We start from the raw sequence: 24,467 nt of genomic DNA, 5'->3' as shown, positions 1-24,467 counted from the left end.
GCCGACATCTCGTGCAGCGGGCCGGGATTCGGCTGTCCCGGTGCCTTCGGTGTGGATGCATTCCCGCCCCTGAGCGGGAGTTGCGATACCAGCATAGCCATATCACTGTCGATGTGCATCATCTTGGCGGCATCCAAAAAAGTCCCTACTTCCGGCTTTTCTTGTCAAATGTTAGAAACGCATGACGATATGATTCTATATAAGATGATGTTTTGCAAGTGAAAAGTATGGTTCTTGGTATTGACCAATGCAAGCACCAAGACATATAGTCGCCGCGTGCACGCCACCTGACGTGTTCAGTCCGCCGCTGAGCGGCTTCTTTTCTCTATATGTAGAGGTGCCCCATGAGCTTCGATCCGAGCAAGGTTGGCCAGCGCACGCAGCGTCCGGCTGGCAACACCCCCCGTGGCCCGAAGGCCGAGCGCGTCTTCCTCGTGGTGGATAACTACGAGACCCCGGCCGATGGCTTCCACTACGCCGTGGGCCACACCGTCAACAACCCGAGTGAGAAGGTGCGTGTGCGCCTGAACACCGTGGCGGAACGCCAGCAGGACAATCCGAAGGAAAACGAGGACAAGATCAAGTCCCAGTACCTGTCGGGCGAGAACCACCGCGAGTCGATCGGCGACAAGGCCAAGAACGACATCCGGCTGATCTCGTTCGACGACGCCCGCCTGGTGTCGAGCAAGGACGGCGTGAAGGAATACCGTGCGCACTGGCCCAAGACCATGAGCACCAATCCGGCGTCCGAAGTGATGCAGGGCCTGGCGCATGTGCGTCTGCGCGATGCGATCGAAGTCGGCGGCAAGCACCAGAAGGCGCAGGCCTACGTCGAAATGATCCGTGGCGCGGCGGCCGTGACCGGTGCCGACGTGCAGACGCATCTCCTGCAAGGCCTGGCCATCGCGGACGCCGAAGGTCGTGCCCGCGATCCGTTCGTCATTCTGAGTGCTGAGTACAACGGCAAGGTGGTGGCCAACGCCCGCGTGTATCCGGCGACCACGGCCACGAAGGTCTTCGACCAGGCCACGGGCGAGCACAAGGACGTCATGCGCAAGACCGACGCCGAAACCACGCTGGCGTCGCTGCAGAGCGGCGAGAAGGGCAACAACGACTTCCAGAATCGCCAGCTCGACACCGCTCGTGCGCTGATTGCTGGTCTGACCGGTGCCGATGAGCCGGTGTTCAATTCGGCCGACAACGTGGTGGCGGACATCCGCAACCTCTACTACGGCGTCAAGGAAGGCGCGATCAAGGTGCAGGTGGTGAGCCTGGAGAAGATCGACTTCGGCGCGAAGTCGCGGCAGACCTACCTCAAGGACAAGGATCGCCCGCAGCTGGCCGCGTACACGATCAAGGAACCGGCCGGTGCCGAGCAGGTGCGTGAAACCTCGGGCTTCATCCCGACCGTGATCGCGTTCGAGCGCCATACCGACGGCGAACCCTTCGCTGTGTTCGCCTCGCCCGAGGCGATGTACGCCAAGGCCAAGAAGTTCAACGACCTCAAGCTCGACGTGGCGGCCGAGGCCAAGCACGAAGCCGAGGTCGAGGCACCGGTGGCCGAGCAGGAAGAGCCGGTGTTGGCTGACATCGACGACTCCGATGCCGCACCTTTTTGAGGCGGGTTGAGCGTGATGGTTGGGTGACGATCAGGGCGGGCAGGGATGCCCGCCTTTTTCTTGGGGTAGATGTGCGAAACAGAGGCCAATTCCGTGGCAAAGCAGCGTTGGGTCGATTTGTCTGCCCATGGGTTCTACCTGGGCGATCAGCGTATGGCCGACGGCACCCGTCGGTTGATTCTTCTGGATATGGACAGCCGCGCGAATCCCGCGCAGCTGCGAGAGGTCGGCTTTGCGCCGCTGAGCGGCGCGCCGAAGTACGACCGCGATATTTACGTGCTGCTCGGCGACGAGCAGAGCCTTCCCGCCAAGGCGCTGGCTCGCGCCATTGGCATCGAGCGTTGTCCGCAGATCGAAGTGGAAGCCGCCGACATCCAAGCGGTGTTCCGTGAGCGCATCCAGGCGAAATTCGCCGCCAACGTCAACGCGTTGATGCTGCGCGCGCAGGAGTTGGGCTTCAACAAGGACGGCGCCCGCGTCTTCGAGTCGGCCGCCGGCCGATTCATTCGCTACGGCGACAATCACCTGGTGACGGAAGACTCCCGCCAGGGGCAGGACCTGCGCGCAAGCGACTTTCTGCGCGCCCCGAGCGATGCGGATCTGGCGTCGTGCGCGGAAGGCTTCTTCCAGCGCGTCCGCGGCGGCAGCAAGACCCAGTGGTCTGACTTGGTGCAGTTCGGACGGGTGATCCACGGCATACGCGCCGACGGTGATCCGAGCGATGCGCAGATGTTCGCGCTGCAGGAAGCCTTGGAAGCGGCCAGCTACCGTGTGTTCCTCGACGAATCCGGCGGGCAGGGCCCGTCGCGCGAGGCCTTCGATCGCGCGCAGAGCCTGTACTACGGCCTGCCGGTGGCGCGTATGCGCAGTGCGACGTCGATTGCCATGCAGCAGTTTTCGACGCCCTTGCCGCTGTCGGTGCTGGTCCAGCATCTTCTGGTTGGGCGCGACAACACGACGGGCAAGGTCCTGCTCGAACCCACGGCAGGCAATGCTGGCCTGACGTGCGTGGTGTCCAGCGACGTGCAGCGCTGCGCGGTGGAGCTGGACGGTCAGCGCTTCGAGGCGCTGCAGCAACAGCCGGGAATCGCGGCCGTGCACGGTGATGCCGTGCATTTGCGTTTCCGCGAAGCGTTCGAGATGCCGGAAGGTTTCGACTACGTGATCGCCAATCCGCCGTTCGGCACGATGCCCGCCGCGCGCCCGTTCGGCACGATGAAGAGTGTCACCAAGCTGGATCACTACATCGCGCTGCGCGCGCTCGCCGAGCGCAAGGACGGCGGGCGTGCCGTCTTCATCCTGGGCGCGGACAGCCCCATGTCCGACGGTACGATCAAGGGCGCGAGCAAGGGGTTCTACAACTACCTCCACGATCACTACGCCATCCACGGTTTCGCGGAAGTGGATGGTCGCCTGTATGCCCGCCAAGGCTCCGCGTACAACGTGCGCGTGATTGTGGTGGGTGATCGCCGTCCGGTACCGGCGCAGAACGTCCCGGTGCCAGACAAGCTGCCGATCATCACTGACTACAACGAGCTGTGGTCGTGGGCGGAGCGCACGATCGAGCATTACGCCACGCCAGAGCCAGCGCTATCCGCGGAAGACCGCATCAGTGTGGACGCTGACCTCTTCGACGCGGTGGCGGCAATCGTGGAGGGCGACGCCCCGGCGGTGGTTCGCCACCCGAGCCCGGCGCTGGACGGGCACCCAGCCTTTGACACGTCCGTGCCGCCGTGGCACATGACCCACGCGCAGTGGGACGCAGCGCACGCGGTCGGTGGCGAGTTGGCGGTGGACGAAGCGGAAGCTCGCGCACACTATCTGGCCTTCCTCGCCTACGGCGTGCGCGAGGCGGACGAACAGCAGCTCGCGCTGGCCCACGCGAAGATGATTTCGTTGAGCCGCGAGGAAGTGGACGTCATACAGGCGCGCTTGTCGCTGCCCGTGACGCACCTTGACGTCGTGCGCAAGGCGCTGTCCGAGGGTCAGCCGGTACCGCAGGCGGTGCTGGCCGACCACCCCGAGCTGTCGTCAGCAGATGCCGCCGTGGGTGTCGATGAGGCGGCTTCGGCGGCATCTGGGGCGGAGGCGGCGCCCGCCAATGGCGATGCTCCGCCTCCGCCGGTTCTGGTCGAGCGCAAAACCAACGCGTTCCAGGTGCCCTACCAGGCGGCGTCCAAGGCCGGCGAACCGTCGGCGATGATCCCGATCAACATGGCCGGTGCGACATACGCCGCGCTCAATGCGCTGGAGCAGCGCTTCGGCCCGATCGATGACTACGTGGCCGAGCGCTTGCAATACGACCCCACAGAGTTGTCCCACTACTTCAGCCCGGAGCAGGTCGACGCCATCGGCCTGGCCATCCGCGCGGTGGAAGACGGGCGCGGTGCGACCAACGGTGACCAGACCGGCCTCGGCAAGGGCCGCTTCGGCGCCGCGATGCTGCGCTACGCCAAGCTCAACGGCCGCATGCCGATCTTCGTGACGATCGCGCCGTCCCTGTTCACCGACATTTTCCGCGACCTGGACGACATTGGTAGCGGGGACCTCTTCAAGCAGGTCTTCATCTTCAACGACGGCGAGAGTGTCAAGCAGTTCGGCACCGAAGACGCCGTGCGCTTCCCAGCCACGAAAGCGCCCGAGCGCAAGGCCGCCATCGCGACGGGCCAAGTGCCGGAAGGCACGGACCTGGTGCTGGCCACCTATTCGCAGTTCGCCCGCGCCTACGAGCGCAATCCGAAATCAGCCTTGCTCACGAGCCTGGTGCGCAACAACGGCATGCTGACCTTGGACGAAGCCCATGTGGCTTCGGGTGAGTCCAATCTCGGCGCGACGATCCAGGAAGCGGTGGCCAACAGCGATTCGGTGGTCTACCTCTCGGCTACTCCCTTCAAGGGCGTGAAGAACTTCGCGGTCTACAACAAGATCTTCCCGCAGTCGGTGGATCTCAAGACCTTGCCTGAAACGCTCGCCCGTGGCGGTGAGGCGTTGCAGGAAGCCATCTCCGCCAACATGGCGCGCGACGGCGTGCTGATTCGCCGTGAGCACGATTTCAGTCAGCTGACGTTCCACACGCACAACCCCTCGGTGGAGCGTGAAGCCGTCAATGTCGAGCTGGCCAACAGGCTCTCGGCCATCCTCTCGCGCATGTCGTTCCTGTCGGGCGACGTGGCGAAGGAAGTGGCGGCTATCAACAAGCAGTACATCAAGGACTGGGAGGACATCCCGGATCGCGACCGGCAGGGCCAGCGCATGGCCGCCACAAGCATGAACTTCGGCTCGCGCCTGTACAGCATCAACCGCCAGTTTCTGCTGGGCCTGTCGATGGAAGAAGGCCTGCAGGTGGCGCTGGAGGGGCTGGCCAACGGCCGCAAGCCGGTTTTCGCGGTGGAGAACACGGGGCAGGCGTTGCTGCTGGCCGTGCTTTCGCGTCGCCTGGGTCTGGAAAGCGACCAGGAGGAGCTGGATGAGCTGAAGGCGCTGGGCCCGGGCATCAAGGCCGCGGACATCGAGCGCCGGGACGCGCTGGCGATGCGGATCGCCAACGCGCTGCGGAACGTGGTGCTGGATGAACCGCCGCAGTTCCGTGAACTCCTGGAACTGATGCTGGATCGCATCGGCACCATCAAGGTGATGCAGCGCTACGGCGACTACACGACGGAAGTGCCGGAGAGCAAGGAATGGCACGAGGAGTGCGACAAGGTGCGCGCACTGATCCGCGAGTTTCCGGATCTTCCGCTGGCACCGCTCGACATGCTTGGCAAGCGTCTGGCCGATCACGGCTACACGATGGGCGAGGTATCCGGCCGCACGGTGTCGCTCAGGCCCAACCTGCTCGATGCGTCCAAGTGGGACGTGCATTTCCATCCGAAAGCGGATGCGGTTGCGAACGTGGCCGGGTTCCAGAACGGCCGCCTCGACGCGATCGTGATCACGCGCGCCGGGTCCACTGGCATTTCGTTGCACGCAACGAACCGCTTCGCCGATTCGGACACCCGGCAGCGCGAATTCATCGTGTTGCAGCGAGCGGCGAACATCGCCGAGTTCCTGCAGTGGCTGGGCCGCGTGAACCGCAAGGATCAGGTGGTGCCGCCGATCATCGCCAGCCTGCTGACCGGCCTCCCGGCCGAGTCGCGCCTGACGATGATGCACAACGCGAAGCTGCGGAAATTGTCGGCCAATACCACGTCCAACCGCGAGAACGCGGACATGAGCGAGCAGGACCTGGATCTCCTCAACCACGTCGGCGATAAGGTGGCCTTGGATTGGCTCTACGAGCATCCGGACGTGGCGAGGATACTGGACATCGATCTGCCCACTGATGCCGGTGACGAGCCCAACAGGGGCGAGGGTGGCGAGGCGCCGTACATCAACAAGCTGATGGGGCGCCTGATGATGCTGCCGGTTGATCAGCAGCGCAGTGTGCTCAAGGAACTGTCGCAGCGATTCGTGGGGACGGTAGAAGTGCTGGAGCAGCAGGGCATCAACCCGTTCAAGGTGGATGTGTACGAGTGGGGCGCATCCGTGGTGAAGGAGGAGGAGCTGAATACGGGCGTGCTGCACACGGCGACCAGTTCCTTCGACGAGCCGGTCACGATGGCGACGCTTCACTACGAGGAGACCGTGTACCCGATCCGCTCGCCGAAGCTGATCGAGATGGTCACGGCCGGGTTCGCTTCATTCCAGAAGCACCCTCTGGTCGAAGCGCACGGCACGATGCGCAACTTCACCGACACGCTGGAAACGGGGCGTGAGGATTTCATCCGGGGGAACCTGCCACTGAAGTTGCGGCAGAGCCTGGAGCCGGTCGATGACCTCCTGGCCGGCGTCAAAGAAGACGCGGCCCGCAAGGATGGCCTGGTCGGCGCGATCCATGCGAAGGAGCGCGCCGACTGGCTGATCCGCAACCTCCCCAGCCTGCGACCTGGCATCCAGATCACCTACAAGGACCCGATCAAGGGGGATCGCGTGGGCTACGTCACGGCCGTGGACATGCCCAAGGATCGAGAGGACTGGTTCCTGCTCTCGCAGTATCGCTTGCGGGTGGCTTTCCCGGGCGACGAGCGTCTGCAGGATATGTCGCTGGCCACCCTGCGTGCGCAGGAGAACAGCTTGTACGGGTCCAACGTCGCGCCGTTGGACCCTTCGCGGCTAGGGAAGGCTGGGGACAAGTGGCGCGTCGAGAAGGCCTTGAAGGTCTACGACGAAGTGCCCGACGGCGTGCTCACGCGCAGCCAGTTGGTCCTGCAGGGCAATATCTTCCGCGCCTGCGAGCTGGCCGCCCACGAAGGCATCGGCATGCCGGTGCTCTACACCGACGCGGAGGGCAATCGCCAGCGTGCGGTGATGCTGCGTGGCAGCGTCACGCCGGAGATGGTGAAAGCCATTCCGATCGCGCTGGATGCCCGAGAGGCCTACGACTACGTGCGCGAATACCTCGATCCCCGGCACACCGAGTACGCGATGCGGATCACCAGTCCGGAACTGCGGATCTACGACTCGGCGGTCAAGCAAATGCTCGCCGGAGATGGGGTCTCGTTGACCCTTTCCCGGGGCAACAACCGCAACGGCCGTTCCCTGCAGTGGACGCTGACGACGCCCGGGTCAGTAGCCCAGGCCGGGCCGCTGCTCAAGGATGGCCGGATCTTCGACATCGGCAGCGACAGTTCGGCGGCGGGCCTCGGCCTCCAGCTGCAGGGCACCCGCAAGTCGATGTCCGCCTACCTGGACATGAGCCAGCTGGAGCCCCTGCTGCGGGCTCTGCAGGCGAACCGGCACGTCGGAAAGTTCTACATCCCCGAGCCCAATGCCGAGATCCTGTCCACGCTCAAGGAACGGTACGAGAGGGAGCGACAGCAAGGGTTGGAGTCGGAGGACCTGGCCAGCGCCATTTCGTGACACCATCGTTTTCTGAGCTACAATGCAAATCAGTCCATCAAAAAGTGTGGATAGGCTATGGTTGACATAGGGCAGACGTCGCCCCGGCAGGTGCCCGGAGCGGCACCGGTCGAGGCGATGGATCTCTCGGAGTTCGGGGTGCTTGGGCACTTCGTGCGCCGCTCCGGCTCGCCGAAGCTGGTCCAGTACCTGTCCTCGCTGGACGGACAGGACGCGTGGGCCGTGGATTACTGCTTGAATGCACCGAATTCCGACGCCAGCGAGCAGTTCGAGGTGAAGGCGTTCCTGCAGCAGCTGGAATGGGCGGTGACCGCGCATGCTGGTGACTTCCATCGGGCTACCGAGGCGGTGGCCGGTTTGCTGGCCCGGTTGACGACGGCGCGCTCGGTGTACGTGTTGCGCTTCATCGCCGAGAAGAACGAGACCTTCGCCGCGCATCTCGGCAAGCTGCTTTCCAGTGAGCGCGTTTCCGAGTCCGTCGGGCTGTCGGTGCTCAACCGGCGCCTCCAGGCACTGGGCCACGCGCAGCTCCTGGCCGAGATTTTTTCGGCCAAACGGCTGAACCACATCATGCAAATCATGGGGAGTTACGCCGATGCGTACTGACTGGCGTCGAGTTACGTGGCCGTTGGGCGCGGTGCTGGGCATCGCGATCGCCACGGCTGTGCATGCGCAGGACACGGGTAGTTCCGGTGGCTTGCTTTCGTCGCTGACGAACCTTTTCAGCAGCGGTTCGAGCAACAACAGCCCGAACCCGGGCGCGAACAGTGCGCTTCTGTCACAGCAGCAGTCGGTGATTGCCTCGAACATCCAGCAGGACGCGGAGCAATGCGCCACCGGCTCGCAGCCGGGCACGATCGGCTACGCGATCCAGCAGGCGCAGAACGCTCACCTGCAGTTGGCCAGCGTGCGACCGAACACCGACGCGCTGTTCAACGTCAACAACAACTGTTTTACGGGGCTCTCCCAGCTCTTCGATTTGTCGTTCGCGATTCCGACGCTAGGCTCGATCCTCTCCTCCGCCGAGCAGGCGGTGATGCAGTATGCCAAGCAGCAAGTCTGCCAGGCGGTGGGTCAGGTCACCTCGCAGGTGACGACGCCGCTCAACCAGGCGATCACCAGCGTCAATGGGCAGTACGGTGCGTCGGGCATCAATGGCATGCTCGGTCAACAGATGTCCACGATCGATCCGAACCTGGGGTCGGCGTGGAATAGCAATGCCACCACGAACGGCAGCTATTCGGTCAATGCCAACTCGTTCGGGGCCAATCAATCGAGTTTCAACGCGTCGACCGGGCCGGTGCAGACCGGCACGACGACTTCGGGTGTGCCGGTCATGTCCGGTACCGGCGTGAGCGTAAGCAACACGCCGCCTTCCGCGCCCCCGCCGAAGCCGCCCTCCTCTACGGCTGGGCGCCTTCTGGACCTGCTCAAGTGAGGAAAGCCATGACGAAGCAGACCATGTTGTGGGCTGTTGTGGGCGCAGCGGGCATGCTCGTGAGCGTGGGCGCGCTCGCGCAAACCACCTCGGCCAAAACGATGGCGACCGACGGCCAGCAGCAGACGTCGGCGTGGGCGGTCTCGGTCAAGCAGTCGGCTCTCTCGGCGAACGTGGTCAGCAAGTCGCAAGTGCAGTCCCAGCAGACGCTGGCTGCCGCGATCGGTGCGATCGAGATGAGCGATGCGCTGACGCATGCCGCCGTGCAGTACAGCATGCTCACGGGGCAACCGGACACCATCAAGTGCATTGCGCAGGCCGACGGCAAGCTGGCCGTCCAGACGGACCAGCAACGCGCGCAGGACACGGGGCGCCTGATGGCGACCTACAGTTCCACGCGAGTGGGCTCGCAGGCCCTCGCCAACCAGCAACTCCTCGCCACGCATCGTGCGACGTACTGCACGGTGAGCGAGTCTCAGGCGGGCTTGTGCACGTTGACCCCCAACGGCATGCAGGGTTGGGACCAGAACTACGCCGGTGCTTTCGGGCAGGAAACCCTTTCGCCGGAAGGCGAGTTGGCCGGGTACGCCTACGCGGCCATGCTCACGGACGTGCGCGCCGATGCGGCGATCGATTGCAAGTCGACATCCTGCGCCGCGGCTCAAGCGGCGCAGCTGGATGCCGCTGCCTCCGCATCCATCGCGGCGAACTCCATGGTCGAGCAGGTGACCGACCGCCGCCAACCGATGCTGACGGGACAGTGACATGAAGAGCTGGCAACGCTATGGCTTGATGATGGGGATGGCTGCTGCGGGCACCGGCCTTGCGCATGCGGCCATTTACGGTGGTGGCCCTGCCGAGGCCTACGTCAATGCGAAGATCGCTGCCTTGGCCAGCTCGGTGGGCGGATCGATCACGGCGTTTGGTACCTCGTTCGGTAACGCGATGACGCAGCAGTTCGAGCAGACCATTTCTGCCGTGGCTGTAGCGACCAAGCAGGAAGCGCTGGCGGGCAACACGATCGCCACCGCAGGCATGCAGTCCGGACAGCAACTCGTCAATGCTGTGGCGGCACAGCGTGAAACCGCGCAGGTGACGAAGGCCTACCTCGATTACAGCCCGCAGATGGGGCAGGGCTACGATCCTTGCGGTACGGGGGCGAAGCAGAAGACGCTGGACCAGTATTTCGACAGCCTTCCTGCCGCGGCTTCCGCGCGTATGACCACTTTCGACACCGCCCCCGGCCGCCTGGCGCCATCGACGTCCCGGGCGATGCAGGAGCGCCTGGACAACCATCGCCAGAATTACTGCACGTCGTCTGAGGCCCAGGCCGGGTTGTGCACATTGAGCCAGCTTCCCGGTGGCGATACGGATGCTTCGCTGCTCTTCCAGGCCGCTGCGCCCGGCTCCCTCCAGGACAAGGCGCGTGATGCCTATATTGAGCATGTGCTGGGATCACCGGCAGCGCAGATCCCTGCGTCGGTCGGGCAGACCCCACAGGGACAGGCTTACTTGGCGGCGGTGAATCGCCAGCAGGCTCTGCTCTCGATTCCGGGGTATTCGCTTGCCCGTATCGCCGCTGCCAACACGCAGTCCCCGGCTTACGGGAACAAGTCGGCCAACGAAGTGCTGACACTCCGAGTGAACCAGTATTTTGGCGGCAAGGAAGCCGAACAGTGGGCCAGCGCGATCGCCGCGCAGAGCCCGCGCGGCCTGCTCGTCGAGGCCGCGAAGATGGGCGGTCTGGAGGTGTGGATTCACCACCAGCAGTACCAGCAGAGCCAGCGCCTGGAGGCGGGACTGGCGGCGCTGTTGCTGGCCGAAGCGGACAACGTGAAGGGGCCAACCGCCGAGGATCAGCAGAAGGCGATGCGCGACCAAGTGTCGTCGCAGGTTCAGTGAGGGATGACGATGACGACGCCTGAATACGATGCCCGTAGTGCGGGACAACGGTGGAAAGGCCCTTCTTTTGTAGGGTTCCTGCTGCTGGCTCCGGCGGTGTGGGCGATGTGCCCACCGCAGTTCATCGAGCAGCTGGTGGACCCTACCTTTGCGGCGGCCACGACGAGCCTGAAGGGAGTGGTGAAGTCGGTGGACCGTTCGCTGTCCTTGATTCTCTCCAACGAAAGCCAGCGGTTGACCTCTGCGATTGCTGTACTGACGAAGCAGAAGGCGCTCGTCGCGAACCAGTTGGCCACGGCCAACCACAATGTGGCACAGGTGACGGCCGCAGGCCTCAACACGCTTGCGCAGAATGAGCGCATCGCGAAAGCGCGGTTCGACTATGGCGGGGAATTCGGGCAAGGCTATGCGCCCTGCGTCGTGACGGCGACGCGCCAGGCGATCACGGATCGCGCGGCGGCCGTGCACCAGGATCTACCGACGCGCATCCAGTCGGAGATCCAGGCCGCGCCAGGTCATTACGGCGACCCGTTGGAGGCGCAGCAGCAGCAGCTGAAGGATCACGAGCCCTTCTGCACGGCCGACCAGGCCGCCTCGGGGCTGTGCAAGATGGGCACGGCGACCAGTAGCGGCGGCCAGTCGCTGGCCGGTGCGGACTTGAGCGTCGCCACGCTCTTCACGCCGTCGATGGAGAACGAATCGCTCTACAAAGCCAAGACCGGCTTCATCAACAATGTTGTCGGGTTGCCGGACGGCCCCTTGCCGACCGGCGCGTCGGGCGATCGTGCTTCGGTCGCCGCGTACGAGCTGGCCAAGGCCAGGAAAGACGCAATCATGTCCCCCGCACTGGTGTCACTGGAGTCGATCAAACTTGACTATTCTGGGATCAGTACGGCCGAGGGTGGTTCGGATCTGCCGTTGGCCACGTACTACGACAACGAGGTCAAGCGCTACGGCGGCAACGCCCCGGAATCCGCGAAGTGGGCGAGCGTGCTCACCGCGCAGAACGAGCGCGGCCTGCTGGTGGAACTTCTGAAGATCAAAGCGTTGGATCTGTCGATGCAGGGGCAGACCTATCGCTCGGACGAGCGCATGGAAGCCATGCTGGCGTCGCTGGTTGCGAACGCAGTGCGGCAGTCATCGGCCCTTTCGCAGTCGCGTGCCGTGCAGCAGCAGTCCGAGCGGGCCGCGGTCATGCAGCAGGTGAAGTAACGTGATGCGCCGTATGACGACTCGCTGCGCATACGCCATCGCCGTCCTGGCGATGGCAGGCATGGCCTCGTCGGCGGCTGCGCAGAGTTGCCTGGTGTCGCCGACGACCAAGGAGGTCGTGTCGGGTCGGTTCGGCAAGTTCCGTGCTGGTGGAGCGGCGAATTTTGGCTCCAGCAATGCTGCCGCGCACATGCACGATGGTCTCGACTTCTCGACCAGCAACTCGCAGGTAGCCTTGTACTCGGTCACCGAGGGCAAGGTGGCGTTCGTGGGACCACGCGGGAGTGCAGGCAATGCGGTCCTGATCAAGCGCAGCAACGGCGACATCGTGGCGTATTACCACATGTCGGGTTTTGCGCCGGGCATTGAGAAGGGCGCGACGGTGACACCGGGTGAGTTGATCGGCATCTCGGGCAACACCAATGCCGGCGGCGGGTCCGTGGGTGGCATGGCGAGGCATCTGCACTTCGTGTACGGCGTGGCACAGGAAGACGAAGCCCGTGCGAAAGCCTTTCCCGCGAGCGCCGCGGAAGGGCCGTTCAATCCTGGCCAGTTGCCGTCGGCATTCAACAGGCAGTCGGGTATCGGCTGGAAGACCGATCCTTCGCCGTTTTTCTGCAAGACCTACCCGATCCAGGATGGCCATCCGGAAGATGCGGCGATCCTGGGCGGCGATACCAAGGCGCAGTACCAAAAGCTGTTTGGTTCGGTGCCGCCGCCTGGGGGCGTGCCCGCCTCCAGCACACAGTTTTCCGTGGGCCAAGTGGAAGCCGCGAACCAGGACGCTGCGCTGGCCCTTGCCGCTGGGAAAGCGGGCAATGCGGGCGGTGTCCTGTCGGACGTGAGTGGCTACGGTTCGCTGCCGCAGGCGCCGATCGGCGACTACGACACGATGTCGCGCCGCGAAATGCTGCTCACCGAAGCGAATCGGCGGTTTTCGTCAGCCGATTGGAATGCCTCGATCACGAAGGTGGATAGCCGCGCCTTGTGGGTGGATTACCTCAAGGCGGTCGGCGTGGGCAACTACCTGGCCCAGGCCATTCACGAGAAGCGTGCGCGCATCGAAGCGCTGCTTGCGGTGTACGAGTCGCTGAAGATGGCTCGCATGCGTGAGCAGGTGAAGTCGGCGCAGGAAGCCGCTGTGCGCCAGAGCATCAGCCAACAGATTCAGTAACGGGAGTCGCGTCATGAGCAACGAGTACGAGGACGACAACAAACTGGCATCGCTGCCGACCTTCAAGTCCAACCCGGGCAAGCGTGCCGAGCCGGGGAAGGATGTGCCGCCGACGGCGCGCCCGCCGCTCTGGGAAAGCGCCACGATGGCGGGCGTGCGCGAGGCCATCGAGTCCAGGGCACGCGAGCTGGGCGTGTCGAGGCACGAGGTTGTGGTGAGCGCCCCTACGGGCGAGGCGCCGGACTCGCCACTCAAGGATCAGTTCTTCAGCGCGCTGGCCATGTACCACGGCCAGCCGGATACATCGGCCATGCGCTTCGATCCGGCGCACGAGGCGGTGGTCGCGGCGCTGGATGGCCTCAAGGCGCTGGACACCGCCGAGCCGCTGGCTCCGGTAGCCAACGCGGCGCCACTGCCGGAGCCTGCGTCGGAGCCGCAGGCGGCCGGCGCGGCCGAGGCGGCTCCGGCAGCCGAAGCGGCACCGGCGCAGGGCGAAACGGTCACCATGAGTCGTGAGCAGTTCGATTCCCTGATGCGCGCGGCAGCGACCGTCAACGCAAAGAAAGGCCATGGTGCCGAGTCCGAGGTGAGCCCGGAGAATATCGCCGAGGCAGTGGAGGCGATTCGCCAGGGCAAGCCCACGCCGGGCACCGTCGCGCTTGGCGTTGCCAAGTCCAATCTCGGGCAGGAGGCTGCGCAGATAACGCAGGGCGCGTTGGGTGCTGGCGCGTCCCTGTTGAGCGGCGTGCTCAAGGGGTCCATGGGTGCGCTGCGCAAGGGCATCGAAGCCATGCGCGCGGACAACGAGGCTGGCGCACCGCTGCCCAATGAGCCAGGACAGGCCCGGCCGATGGTGTTGCCACGCCTGTCGGAGTACCGCGTGTCCCAGATCGAAGACCAGGCTCAGCGGTATGCCGTTGCGCAGGAGGCGTTCTGGACCGTGGGGAAGATGCCGGGAGTGCGCAAGGCCATCGAAGAGAAAGCCCGCGAGACCGGCATGTCGGTCGAAGACGTCATGGCCAAGATGAAACCCGGCGGCGAGATGCACGAACTGCATGAACGTTATGTCGAGGCCTATCACAACTCGCCGGACGCGGCCGATCACCGCAAGGCGATGAACAAGGCCATCGACGGCTTCGTGCGCCAGTACGGACAGGCACAGGAAGAAATGCTCGCGCCCGAGCAGAAGGGCAATGAGTATTTCGAGGACTACAAGGATCGCGTTGACGACGCGAAAGACCGGATCTTCGAGAAGGCGGGGCATGTCCCGCTGCTGGATGGCGAGGACGCAACCCATCTGCAGAAGCTGCAGGCGGCGGTCGCCAAGATCATCGAGAAAGTGCGGGAGATGGTCAGCGGTTTCACCACCATGTTGCGCGGCAAAGCCGGCGCGGAAAAGGAGGCAGTCAGTGAACCAGCGCCCTGATTTGATGCTGTTCGAAAATACCGAGAAGGCGTTGCAGTGGCTTACGCAGTGGGTGATCTATCGGGTCATCCCGATCGCCGATCAGGAGTGGGGCGAAATCCACGCCGAGTATGCGGATGCGAGCAGCTACGTCACCGCGTACCTGGCCAAACCTGCGGACGAGAAAGTCTTTCTGCTCACGCTGGAGCTTGGCGTGCGCTGGGAAGAGCAGCACCGCGCGACCGCGTGTCTCGTAATTGAGTGGGCGCGCGAGACGCAGACGCTGGGGCAGCTGCGTAACGTGTTGCTCGACGGCCAACCGTCGGAACTGCGCTTGTTCGCGCGACGCATGATCGATTTTGCGCAGGTTCCCCGTGTTCGGATAGACGTGGGTACGGCGCATAACGCCTGAATCACGCGGCGGCGTGGCTGGCCACCGTGTGATGAGGTAGACGAGGTTCCACAGATGGCAGTGACAGAAGAAGCATTGCGCGGTGTGCTGGATGGCTTGGTCGAAAGCGGGAATGCAGAACTGCGCGACATGAGTCAAGCGGGGCTGGAGAGCTACTGGTTTTTCCGGTGGGACGACAAGCATTCGCTCGAACAGAACATCTACGAGTTCCACGACATGCTGGAACTTTATGGTTCGTGGTGCAGGCGTTGGGAAGAGATGCACCGCGGGTCATGCTGCGTTGTCGAGCGTGTGCGTGACACGTACCTGATGCCGAAAATCCGCGAGTTAGCCGCGCGAATTCGCGGCACCGTGTAACGGCTGATCGGGGGTCCAGATCGGTGGGGATGAACATCAGGAGCAGGTAGGTCATGAACGCAGTGTTGAAGCAAGAGCCGGAGAAGGTGATCAACTGGTTCGATCTGGGCCGGTTCGGCGTGGCCCTTCGGGTGTTGCCCAACTCACCCTTGCGCGGCAGCGCGTTGACGGTGCTTGAGATTCGCGACGACGCGCTCTATCAGAGTGCAGTGGGCTGGCACGAAGGCATCAGTGGCAGCGAGCGCCGGGCGTTGCGCGAAGGGCTGCATGAAGCGATGCACGCGCTGGGTTTCGGCCTGCAACCTGCCTACATACGGAGCCCCAGTGATCCGGAGCGGATCTTCTCGCGGTTCTATTCGGGGCGCCAGTCGCTTTCGCTGCGCGAGATCAAGCGCCTGGTGCCTGGCGCCGAGGTGACCGACCTTCGCCCGATGCCGGTGAACGAGGTCGCGATCCGACACGACCTCAACCCGGAAGTGGGCGCACAGTGGGAACGCTTCATCACCACCACGCTGAAACACGAAGCGGTGGGGGTGTGGGTGCCCAAGCAGCATCCCTACGCCGCGTCTTGGGCGGATGCCGTGCGCATTGGGGATCTCAAGCCCACGGGCGCGGCGCACAACCGGAACTTCAATCGTATCGAGTCGGGATACCTGCCGGATCGCCTGGACAAGGCCGGATACCGTTCCAATGCGCTGATCGGCTTCTACACCTCGAAGGCGGCGGCCGTCGCCGATGGCCATGCGGCGGCGGATCTGGAACGGGTGGATCTGCCGTATGCAGCGCCGTTGTGGGTGACGAGCGGCAACCAGGTCGTGGCGGTCAAGGATGTGCGTTACTGCCCGGAGATCATGGCGGAGTTGCCGAGTCTCCTGTACGGCAGCTCCCCGAAGGGTGGCCTGGTGGTGTCGGCGCTACGCGAAGTCGAAGCGCTGAAGCCATGGCTGGAGGCTCGGGTAGCCGGATGGCATACCTTGCTGACCACAAAGGGCTCTGCGCCACACGGTGCCGCCCCCGGCGTCGAGCTGGCCACCGACGTGCAGGACGCGCTTCTGCAGGATCGCGGCGAGTCGGTGGCCAGCATCGACGAGGCTGTGCGCCGGTTCAACGACGGTGACCGCATCTACGGTATGCATGAGCAGTCCGACGGTGATGCGTTAGAGATCACCAGCTTGGACGTTCTGAAGACCTTCGCCGAAGATCAGCTGGTGGCAGTATCTCTCGCTGAGTTCGATGACTTCATGCGGACGCAGCAGGTCCAGGCGTCGGGTGAAGCCCAGCGACCGTACGTGGACACACTCTGGCGGTCCATCAACGAAGCGGTGGAGAAGATCGCCGCTGTGAGCTACGCCCACGCGAAGCTGTACGGCATGTCGTCCACGCTGATGGTGCCCGGCAGCGACAAAAGTGGGGAGTACAAGGCGCTGCCGCTGGCGGAGATGGATGCGCAATTCGCCCGCGAGCTGGCCCATACGATCCAGCGCTTCACGAACATGCCCGAAGAGGCGATGACGGCTTTGCGCCAAACGCTGACAGGGCTGATCGAGCATGGGCACGGCATCCTGGCCGAGCAGACGATCAGCATGGCGCGTCAGTCGCTGAAGGAGGCGGCCGAGCAGATGCGTGGGGCTGACCCCACGGTGGATACGGACGCGATCGAGCGCGGCCGTATCGAGGATGTGGGCGAAAAAATCGGTGGTGCACGCAAGGATTACGCGAAGCGGGCGATGACGGTCGACGATCTGGAGATCATGACCCAGGGTGAGCGCGACACGCTGGTCAACAAGGGCAACGTGTGGGCACCGCTCGATTACGAGGCGATGCGCGAGAGCGGCGTCACCGCGCAAGCAGCGATGGCCATCAAGGTGCTGAAAGACACCTTGTCCACCAGCCCCGATCGCGGGCGCAGCGGCGACACGGACGCGCTGTACATCCAGGCCATCGGCCTGGCGCGCGATCACCTGGCCGACGTGAAGACGCTGGCCGACTTCCGGACGGCCCTGGCGGCGCTGTACGAAGCCGGGCTGGATCGGCCCAATGAGTCACGAAGCTTCAAGGTCTGGTCCACCCCGGTTCAGTTCCAATGGGGCCGGAAGGCGGCCAACTCCATCTACGAAGGAGGGATCGACCGCTACGGCTACGGCGCGCCCCTCCCCAGCGCGGTGAGCCGCGCGATTCGCAAGTACGTGGGATCGGTGGAGGACGAATCCGAAGGAAGTTGGAGCCACCTGATCCGTGGCGGCAAGTCGCTGACGCCGGAAGAGAAGGCGCAGCGCGACACGAAGGCGAAACAGAACGAAGAGCTGCATCGCCCGCACCTGGACAAGGTGGTGCGCGAGGGCCAGGACTGGCGTCACGGCCGCGATGTCGCCGCGGAAGACCTCCTGGCACAGTTCGGGTTCCGGGGTGTGGAGTTCGGCAACTGGCTGCCGCAGGACGAGCGGCAGCAGACGGTCAATATGGCCTACGACAGTCTGATGGATCTGTCGCAGGCGCTGGACCTGCCGCCGAAGGCGCTCTCGTTTGGTGGCAGGCTCGCCGTGGCCTTCGGCGCACGCGGCACCGGCGGCAAGGGCGCCGCGCTTGCACATTTCGAAGGGGCGCGCGAGGTCATCAACCTCACGCGCATGAAAGGTGCGGGCACTCTGGCGCATGAGTGGTTCCATGGGCTGGACTGGCACATGGGAGACGGCAAGAGCTTTGCCAGCGACCTGAGCCATCGGGTCGGTACGTTCGGTGCGGCGATGGTGCCGGTGAAGCAGGGCCTGGTGCGCCAGGGCATGACGATGGACGAGCTGGACGCAGCGACGTCGACGAACATCGACAAGACGGTGAGCAACATCGCCGGCTGGGCGTCGTCGCCACAAGCTCCCCGCGAAGCTCTGGCCGATCTGGTGAAGATCGAGGCGGATGCGCTGCGCGAGAAGTTCTACGACATCGCCCACAATGTGGTCCACCAGCATCGCAACGATCCGGACTTCGCCAAGACGGGACTGGATGCCTACGGGTACGGCGCGATCACTGCAAACAGGGTGCGGGAGCAGGTCGACAGCTTGATGGAGCACCTGAAAGACCGGCATCCAGAGAAGAAGGTGTTCTCCCAGTACAAGTCGCAGATCCGCGCCAACGTGTCGTTCCTGGTCGCGAACATGGCGGCGAGCGCGACGGTCGATGCCTTGCGGGATCTCAACATGCCGATGCCGCAAGGCTTCTCGCACGCGAACGCCCGCGACACACAGTTCCTCAAGGATGCCAAGAAGCTCGACGAACAGCGTGGCTCGCCGTACTGGGCAACCCCGCGCGAGCTGTTCGCGCGCGCGGGCGCGGCGTACGTCAGCGATCGCCTCGAAGGCCTCGACGTGCGTAGCGATTACCTTGTCTACGGTTCCGATGAGGCGCGTCATCTCACCAACGAACTTGGCAACCCGAACCCGGCCGGAGAAGATCGCCAGCGGTTCGCTGGACTCTTCAATGACCTGGTAGCCGAGTATCGCCTGCGTGCGGTGAATGAGGCGACCAAGGACGCGGATCAGCTGGAGCCGTGAGGTGGCCGATGCATGCCGCCAGTTCCAGAAAGACGTGAGTGCTGCGGCCGAGCGCATCACTGGCACTTTCACGTGCTCGAACAACCGCCATGTGGCGCACGGTGCGAAGTTCATCGTGAATGGCCGCATGCTGTGCCAGCGGTGCAAGGAGCTGCGCGATCAGCATCACGCTGTCGCGATGAAAGCCAGGAAGCGTCTGCGTGCCTGATACCAGCGCACCGCCACGCTCGAAACAGTGCCTGTGCGCGAGCTGCAGGCGCCCGCTCTTCGGCACGCCCGAGCGCTATGCCGGTGGGCGTCGCCTGATCTGTCCGGATTGTGCTGCCGCGCGCCGCAAGTGCATGAAAGGGGTGCGGCAGGTGAGGGAAAGTTTGGGTGTTCGCTGAAACGCGAATTCAGGGTTGTGAATGCAACCAGCCAATCCCTGCCGCCCCTACGTTCGGTTATTCATCTCCGAGTTTGAGTGAAAACTCCCAGCCTTCGTAGGTTTGAAGCAAGTCTGTAAAGCTCTCCCAAGGAACAAACTCTCCATCTACGACGATGCCACCGGCGGTAACTCGCCCTGCGCATCTATGATTCAACAGGGAAGGAAAGTCGTTGGGATCTAAGTTCCTGGTTGTGAGAGCAGTGCGTACTTTATCCATCACCTTAGTGAAGGCCTCATGAGGTGATGAGTACGAGGTTGCTGAATATTCGTAGCCATCAATGCCCCTTTCTAGCTCTTTGGCTACGATCACGTAACAAACAGTTAAGTAGCCGCTCACCTCAAAGGTTCGGACCTTGCCGCTGAAATCAGTGAACTCAATTGGGTTGTTTCGCAGAGTCGAAATGAACTCATTCAAAAGCACTGGATCAGGCATATTTGAAACCTCAAGAAGTGTGTTTTGGCGCCAAACTATCCCTTGATGCATGTCCCATCGCAATTGCTCGGTCGCCTTTGGCACCGTCGCTCTCGTGCGATGCATCGAGCCGTTGAGCGTCTCAGCCCTGCCGTCCTTGTTTGAAAAAGGTGCGCAATCGTGCTCTGGAGCGCTCGGCAGCCCCACTGGATCACAAAAGAGCCCGTTGCAACGACTTTGGCAACTGAGAAGGGTTCTGTTGCAGGTTCGCCGGGTCAGCTGGCCACCACCACGGGCCGCTCTCCGGCAGTGATCGCTGCTAGGGACGCCGTGAAGTGGTCTCCGAGGCTGCTGAGCAGCCCGTCGTAGCGCCGTAGCGGCCGTACGACGAGGAAGTGATGGACCAGCCGCCGGAGAGGCTTGGATGGCGGTTGGCGCACCGCGAGCAGCGCCTGGAGCACGCGGGCCACGGCGCGCGCGCAGCCGGAGATATTGGAATGAAGTGCTCGCACGCGCCGGGCGTGGCGCAGCAACTCGGCAGGATCGTGTGCCCGCAGTTCAAATTCGGGGCGAAGCTGGTCCATCAGGGTCGCCATGGCTTGGGCCGCTTCCTGCGGATCTTCGTAGGAAGCGTGGCCTGGCTGCAGCGAGATGGCGATCTGGTCGTAGAGACTCGGCCATACCCATGCGCGGTAGTGCGGCCAGAGTTGCTGGAAGACGTTGAGCAGGATGAGCACTTCAGCGGGGTAGACCAGGCGATCTTCGTTGTCGGCGCGCCGGTAGGCGTCAGCCAGAGCTGTTGCCAACGCGACGTCACGTTGGTGCGACGTCAGGCGTGGCCTACGCATTGTCCACGGCTTCGGCGAAACGACTCCCGGTCTTGAATTTCACGCGACGCCGGGCCGGGAGCGTCCGCTTTTCGCCGGTCTGGATATCTGCGATGGTGCGCGCGGGCGCGTTGACCATCGAGAAGGTGCCAAATCGCTGCAGCACCACCGGCTCCCCCGCGGCAACCGTGTCCTGCACGGTCTGGATGAGCGTGATGAGCACGCGTTCGGTAGTCGCCTTGGTCTCGCCGGTCTTGGCGGCAATAATTTCGATCAGTTGTTCGCGGTTCACTGACGATCCCCTGTGATGCGGTCAGGTATGGCGGTTGGCGACGATGCCACGAAGAAGAGTGGCGATGCTCATGCTGCCTGCGGCAGGTGAATCCACTTCCAGTCGTTGCGTGCCTCGCCCTTGGTCTTCATCTGCACGAGAATCGTCTTCTGAGGCTTGATCCACTTCAGGGCTTCCTCGGTCACGCGCATCTTGCTCTGCGCGCCCTTCCAATACTGCTCGTCGATGCCCAGGATGATCTTCGTGGACACGGCCGCAATGAAGTCCTCGGTGAAGTGCGTGGGCGACTGGCTCGCGCAGATCAGCGCCACGCCGAACTTGCGCGCTTCCTTGGCGATCGTGTTGATGATGTTGTTCTCGTCGTCGTCCGCATAGATGTGGGCTTCGTCGAGGATGATGATGTCGCTGATGTGGTCCTGCTCACCGCGCTGGCGTGCCGCGTCGAAGATCTCGGCCAGGCGGAACAGCACAAACAGCTTGCGCTGTTCCAGGCCCAGAGCGCGGATGTTGTAGTTCCAGATCGCGGCCTTGGGGTCGAAAGGCGGGGGTGTCGCCGAGAAGATACCGATCGCGTCGAGGTTGTCGAGACGATCGACGACGCCCTTCAGCACGTCGTTGCTGTCGTATTTCATGACGTCATCGAGTTCATGCCCGGTCGTGATCGCGTTGGCATAATCGGTGAACGTGTCAATGGCCTTCTGTTTGGCCTTCTCCAGATCCGCCTGGAGCTTTTCGTCGACGAAACCGGAGTTGCCACGCCGCAAGGCTTCCAGTCGCTTGCGCTGGTAGCCTTCGGCGGCGCGATTGGCGGCCTCCAGATAGGTGATGGCCTGCGCACCGGTGCCGAGGAACGACATCTGCAGGATGTGGCGCGCCATGCGCGTCGCATCGGCAATCGAGGGGTGGGTGCGTGCGAGGGTCTTGGGGGACCAGCGGAGCAGGCCGCCCCGGTACTGGTCGGAGGGCACCCACCAGCACTTCTGCAAGCCGTCCCACATGGCGCCCAACGCTTTGGCATCGTCTTTCTCGCCAATGGGCACGTCGAGGTAGAGGCGCCCATCCGAGCCGTCGGATAGTAGGCGCGCCATGGTCTCGTCCACCGTCCAGGTGGTGTGGTCGTCCGGCTTGAAGCCGTGCCGCTGGTAGACGTCCGTCAGGACATTGCGCAGGCACGCCTCCTGTTTGGAGCCGAGCTTCGTCATGACGCGGTTCATCGTGGAGATGAACTCCTGGATGCGTTTCCTGACACCGCCGAAATGCTGATCCGGGTTCACGCGCAGCGGGTTCATGCCGTACTTGGTCTGTTCGGAGAACATGACCGTGCTCTGGCCATCCACCTTGATGTCCCCGTGCACGTCGAAGATGTGCACGCGGGCCGCAGACCCACTCGCGGCCCGTTCCTGCGTGGACAGCATGGACTTGATGGCGCGGCGTAGCGTGTACGTCTTGCCCGAGCCCGACATGCCGCAGATCAGCATGTGGCCGTTGACGGCTTTCTGGCTGTTCCAGACAAAAGCGAGTGGGTTTCCGCCCTTGACGGTCGAGGCATCGATTCCCCAGTTGATCTGCATCCAACACTCCTGTTTTGGGCGCAGGATGGATCGACAGCGCCCGGTGTTTTGATTGTTTTCGATTGTAGAACATGTATGGAGCTGAATCCATACACATGAAATCAGTTATCCGGATCGACCGTTCGCTGTGGAAGGCCGCGCACAGCATCGTCGTAGTGGGGCGACCTGTCCGGGTTACGTGCGATCTTGCTTATCCAGTTCTCAGAGCATTGCCAGCGCTCAGCCAGCGCGCGGTAAGTCCAGCCGCGTAGAAGGGCGGAAGACCGGAAATCCTCGGGGGAAAGCCGGCCAGGTGGTGGGCTTTCGGTGATCCTTTTCTTCGGTGTCGCCATACGTGTGTCGTGCTCTCGGGTGCGTCCAGCGGGAGGGTTCTTCGGATTGTATCCCGTCATTGGCGCGTCCGCTACGGAAGTGAGTCGGACTGTGATTGGTAGTTTATACATGTACTAGGGTATTGACACAGATTGACGGACGGTAGCATGCTATACCTGCCACAGAATCGGGCCGCCGCAAATGCGGTCAAGACGAAGAACGAGGAGGTTAGTGATGTCTCTGAAAAGCATGGCGGCGAACACCACCCTGGACGGCGTGAAGAAGACCGACCTGTTCAAGGTCGAGCCGCGCCTACTGAAGGAAGAGCCGGGGTTCAACCTGCGTGACTACGACGATCCCGATGTGCAGGCGCACATCGAAGGTTTCGCAACGTCGTACCTGGAAGGGCGTTATGTGCCGCCGATCCTGGTGCGCACCGACGGTGACGACATCCTGACCATTGAAGGTCACTGCCGCCGCTTGGGTGCCCTGCAGGCTATCGAGCGCGGCGCCAAGGGCCTGATGATCGCGGCGACCGAGTTCAAGGGAAGCGATGCCGAACGCGTGTCGGTGATGCTCCGTTCGGCCGACGGTCTGCCGCTCAAGGTTCTGGGGCAGGCAAAGGGTTGCCTGCGGCTTGTTCGCATGGGCCTCTCCAACGCCGAGGTGGCCAAGGAGGTGGGCCGGACGGCGGCCCGTGTGGAACAGTTGCTGATTCTCGCCACCTCGAACATGGACGTGCAGCAGTTGGTGAAATCCGGTGAGGTGTCGGCGGATGCCGCTATCGAGGCGGTGCGCATGTACCGCGACCAGGCGGGTGAGCACCTGCGGGCCCTGCTGGACAAGGCCAAGAAGGAGGGCAAGCAAAAGGTGACGAAGGGCGTCCTCCGCCCGAAGATCCTCCCACCGAAGGTGGTCACGAAGGTGGTGTCCTCCGTGGAGTCCCTGATCGCCGGATTCGACCGCTCGACGCGCCGCCAACTGGCGGAGTTCGAGAAGATGGACCCGACGCAGTTGAAGGGGCGCAAGGTGGAGGTGGATGCCACCGCGCTGCTGGCCATTCTGGAGGCAGGCCACCAGGTGGACGATGTGCGGCAGAAGCGCGCCTCGGCCGCGGAGGCTGCTTCGTCGGCCTCCGCGCAACAGAACCTGATCACCTGATTCCCAGGTTCGAGGTCGGTCATGCCGGGTAAAACAGCTGTCCAGACGTCGATGGCCGATGCCCGGCGGCGCGTTCTCGAAGCCCTGGCCAGCCAGGGTGAGCGTGGTGGCCTGTACGCATCGAGCATTGGTTACTTCGCCTTCCCTGAGTCCAAGTTCCGGGCCCCGCAGGGCGCGGCCTTTGCCAGCGCCAGATTGCGGCACATCATGGAAAAGGATGGGGTCATCATGTGGAAGAGTAAGCCGCGAGGCTATTTCATTACCGCCGCTGGCCGGAAGGAACTTGAGCAATGAGTGGTTCAGTGATGAGTGCGGGAGACGGAGTTGTAGGGTTAGACTCGCGCCTCATCAGTGGCGCTGGCCGAGCAATGAAGGATGGAGTGATGAAGGACGTTTTCGCGCGATACGCCGTCGTAGGCGATGCTGTGATGTGCGGCGTAAAACACCCATATCCCCACACGTTGAAGCTGACTCTGATGACACCGGAGGCTGCTGCGTACGCG

General features: G+C 63.4%; 18 protein-coding genes. 14 read left to right on the top strand and 4 right to left on the bottom strand.

Translation table 11 applies throughout. The annotated features are described in order from the left end of the window. Positions 1–344: 344 nt before the first annotated feature. The 12 genes from AC3WP6_RS17065 (at position 345) to AC3WP6_RS17010 (ending at position 18,962) form a co-directional block, all read left to right on the top strand. Positions 345–1,619 carry a hypothetical protein gene (locus AC3WP6_RS17065; RefSeq protein WP_492628878.1) on the top strand — a complete coding sequence of 425 codons (1,275 nt, stop codon included), beginning with the start codon at positions 345–347 and terminating at the stop codon, positions 1,617–1,619. A gap of 93 nt (positions 1,620–1,712) precedes the next feature. Further along, entirely contained in the window at positions 1,713–7,517 is a 5,805-nt protein-coding gene (locus AC3WP6_RS17060; protein WP_492628877.1) for a strawberry notch C-terminal domain-containing protein, read from the top strand. A gap of 57 nt (positions 7,518–7,574) precedes the next feature. Continuing rightward, entirely contained in the window at positions 7,575–8,123 is a 549-nt protein-coding gene (locus AC3WP6_RS17055; protein WP_492628876.1) for a type IVB secretion system protein IcmW, read from the top strand. After that, complete coding sequence (locus AC3WP6_RS17050) at positions 8,113–8,955, top strand: hypothetical protein (protein WP_492628875.1); 843 nt, start codon at positions 8,113–8,115, stop codon at positions 8,953–8,955. The genes AC3WP6_RS17055 and AC3WP6_RS17050 overlap by 11 nt, the downstream gene beginning before the upstream one ends. 65 nt (positions 8,956–9,020) lie before the next feature. Beyond that, entirely contained in the window at positions 9,021–9,719 is a 699-nt protein-coding gene (locus tag AC3WP6_RS17045; protein ID WP_492628874.1) for a hypothetical protein, read from the top strand. Position 9,720: 1 nt separating this feature from the next. Beyond that, a complete protein-coding gene (locus AC3WP6_RS17040; protein WP_492628873.1) occupies positions 9,721–10,857 on the top strand; it encodes a hypothetical protein in 1,137 nt (378 codons plus the stop codon). Between the two features lie 9 nt (positions 10,858–10,866). After that, complete coding sequence (locus AC3WP6_RS17035) at positions 10,867–12,069, top strand: hypothetical protein (protein ID WP_492628872.1); 1,203 nt, start codon at positions 10,867–10,869, stop codon at positions 12,067–12,069. A 13-nt stretch (positions 12,070–12,082) separates the two neighbouring features. Next, the gene (locus AC3WP6_RS17030) at positions 12,083–13,243 is read left to right on the top strand and encodes a M23 family metallopeptidase (protein ID WP_492628871.1); all 1,161 of its coding nucleotides are present in this window, start codon (positions 12,083–12,085) and stop codon (positions 13,241–13,243) included. Between the two features lie 145 nt (positions 13,244–13,388). Beyond that, a complete protein-coding gene (locus tag AC3WP6_RS17025; RefSeq protein WP_492628870.1) occupies positions 13,389–14,669 on the top strand; it encodes a hypothetical protein in 1,281 nt (426 codons plus the stop codon). Further along, positions 14,653–15,060 carry a hypothetical protein gene (locus AC3WP6_RS17020; protein WP_492628869.1) on the top strand — a complete coding sequence of 136 codons (408 nt, stop codon included), beginning with the start codon at positions 14,653–14,655 and terminating at the stop codon, positions 15,058–15,060. Before AC3WP6_RS17025 ends, AC3WP6_RS17020 begins: the two co-directional genes overlap by 17 nt. Positions 15,061–15,114: 54 nt before the next feature. Then, positions 15,115–15,417, top strand: a complete 303-nt coding sequence (locus AC3WP6_RS17015; protein ID WP_492628868.1) for a hypothetical protein — start codon at positions 15,115–15,117, stop codon at positions 15,415–15,417. 53 nt (positions 15,418–15,470) lie between these two features. Continuing rightward, positions 15,471–18,962, top strand: coding sequence for an LPD1 domain-containing protein (locus AC3WP6_RS17010; protein ID WP_492628867.1), 3,492 nt, complete (start codon positions 15,471–15,473; stop codon positions 18,960–18,962). A gap of 443 nt (positions 18,963–19,405) precedes the next feature. Here the strand turns inward: AC3WP6_RS17010 and AC3WP6_RS17005 are convergent, their stop codons facing one another. The 4 genes from AC3WP6_RS17005 to AC3WP6_RS16990 form a co-directional block, all read right to left on the bottom strand. Beyond that, positions 19,406–19,906: a DUF7713 domain-containing protein gene (locus tag AC3WP6_RS17005; protein WP_492628866.1), complete on the bottom strand. Its 501-nt coding sequence runs from the start codon at positions 19,904–19,906 to the stop codon at positions 19,406–19,408. Between the two features lie 170 nt (positions 19,907–20,076). Beyond that, the gene (locus AC3WP6_RS17000) at positions 20,077–20,607 is read right to left on the bottom strand and encodes a hypothetical protein (protein WP_492628865.1); all 531 of its coding nucleotides are present in this window, start codon (positions 20,605–20,607) and stop codon (positions 20,077–20,079) included. A gap of 34 nt (positions 20,608–20,641) precedes the next feature. Beyond that, positions 20,642–20,920, bottom strand: coding sequence for an HU family DNA-binding protein (locus AC3WP6_RS16995; protein WP_492628864.1), 279 nt, complete (start codon positions 20,918–20,920; stop codon positions 20,642–20,644). Positions 20,921–20,988: 68 nt separating this feature from the next. Next, the gene (locus AC3WP6_RS16990) at positions 20,989–22,491 is read right to left on the bottom strand and encodes an ATP-binding protein (protein ID WP_492628863.1); all 1,503 of its coding nucleotides are present in this window, start codon (positions 22,489–22,491) and stop codon (positions 20,989–20,991) included. 546 nt (positions 22,492–23,037) lie between these two features. On the opposite strand from AC3WP6_RS16990, the gene AC3WP6_RS16985 reads away from it, so the two are divergent. Then, a complete protein-coding gene (locus tag AC3WP6_RS16985; RefSeq protein WP_492628862.1) occupies positions 23,038–23,964 on the top strand; it encodes a DNA translocase FtsK in 927 nt (308 codons plus the stop codon). 21 nt (positions 23,965–23,985) lie between these two features. Beyond that, complete coding sequence (locus AC3WP6_RS16980) at positions 23,986–24,258, top strand: hypothetical protein (RefSeq protein WP_492628861.1); 273 nt, start codon at positions 23,986–23,988, stop codon at positions 24,256–24,258. Positions 24,259–24,467: the final 209 nt, after the last annotated feature.

This window comes from Rhodanobacter sp. FW106-HT46G03 (assembly GCF_058789895.1).
This window is presented reverse-complemented; position numbering and strand designations above follow the sequence as displayed.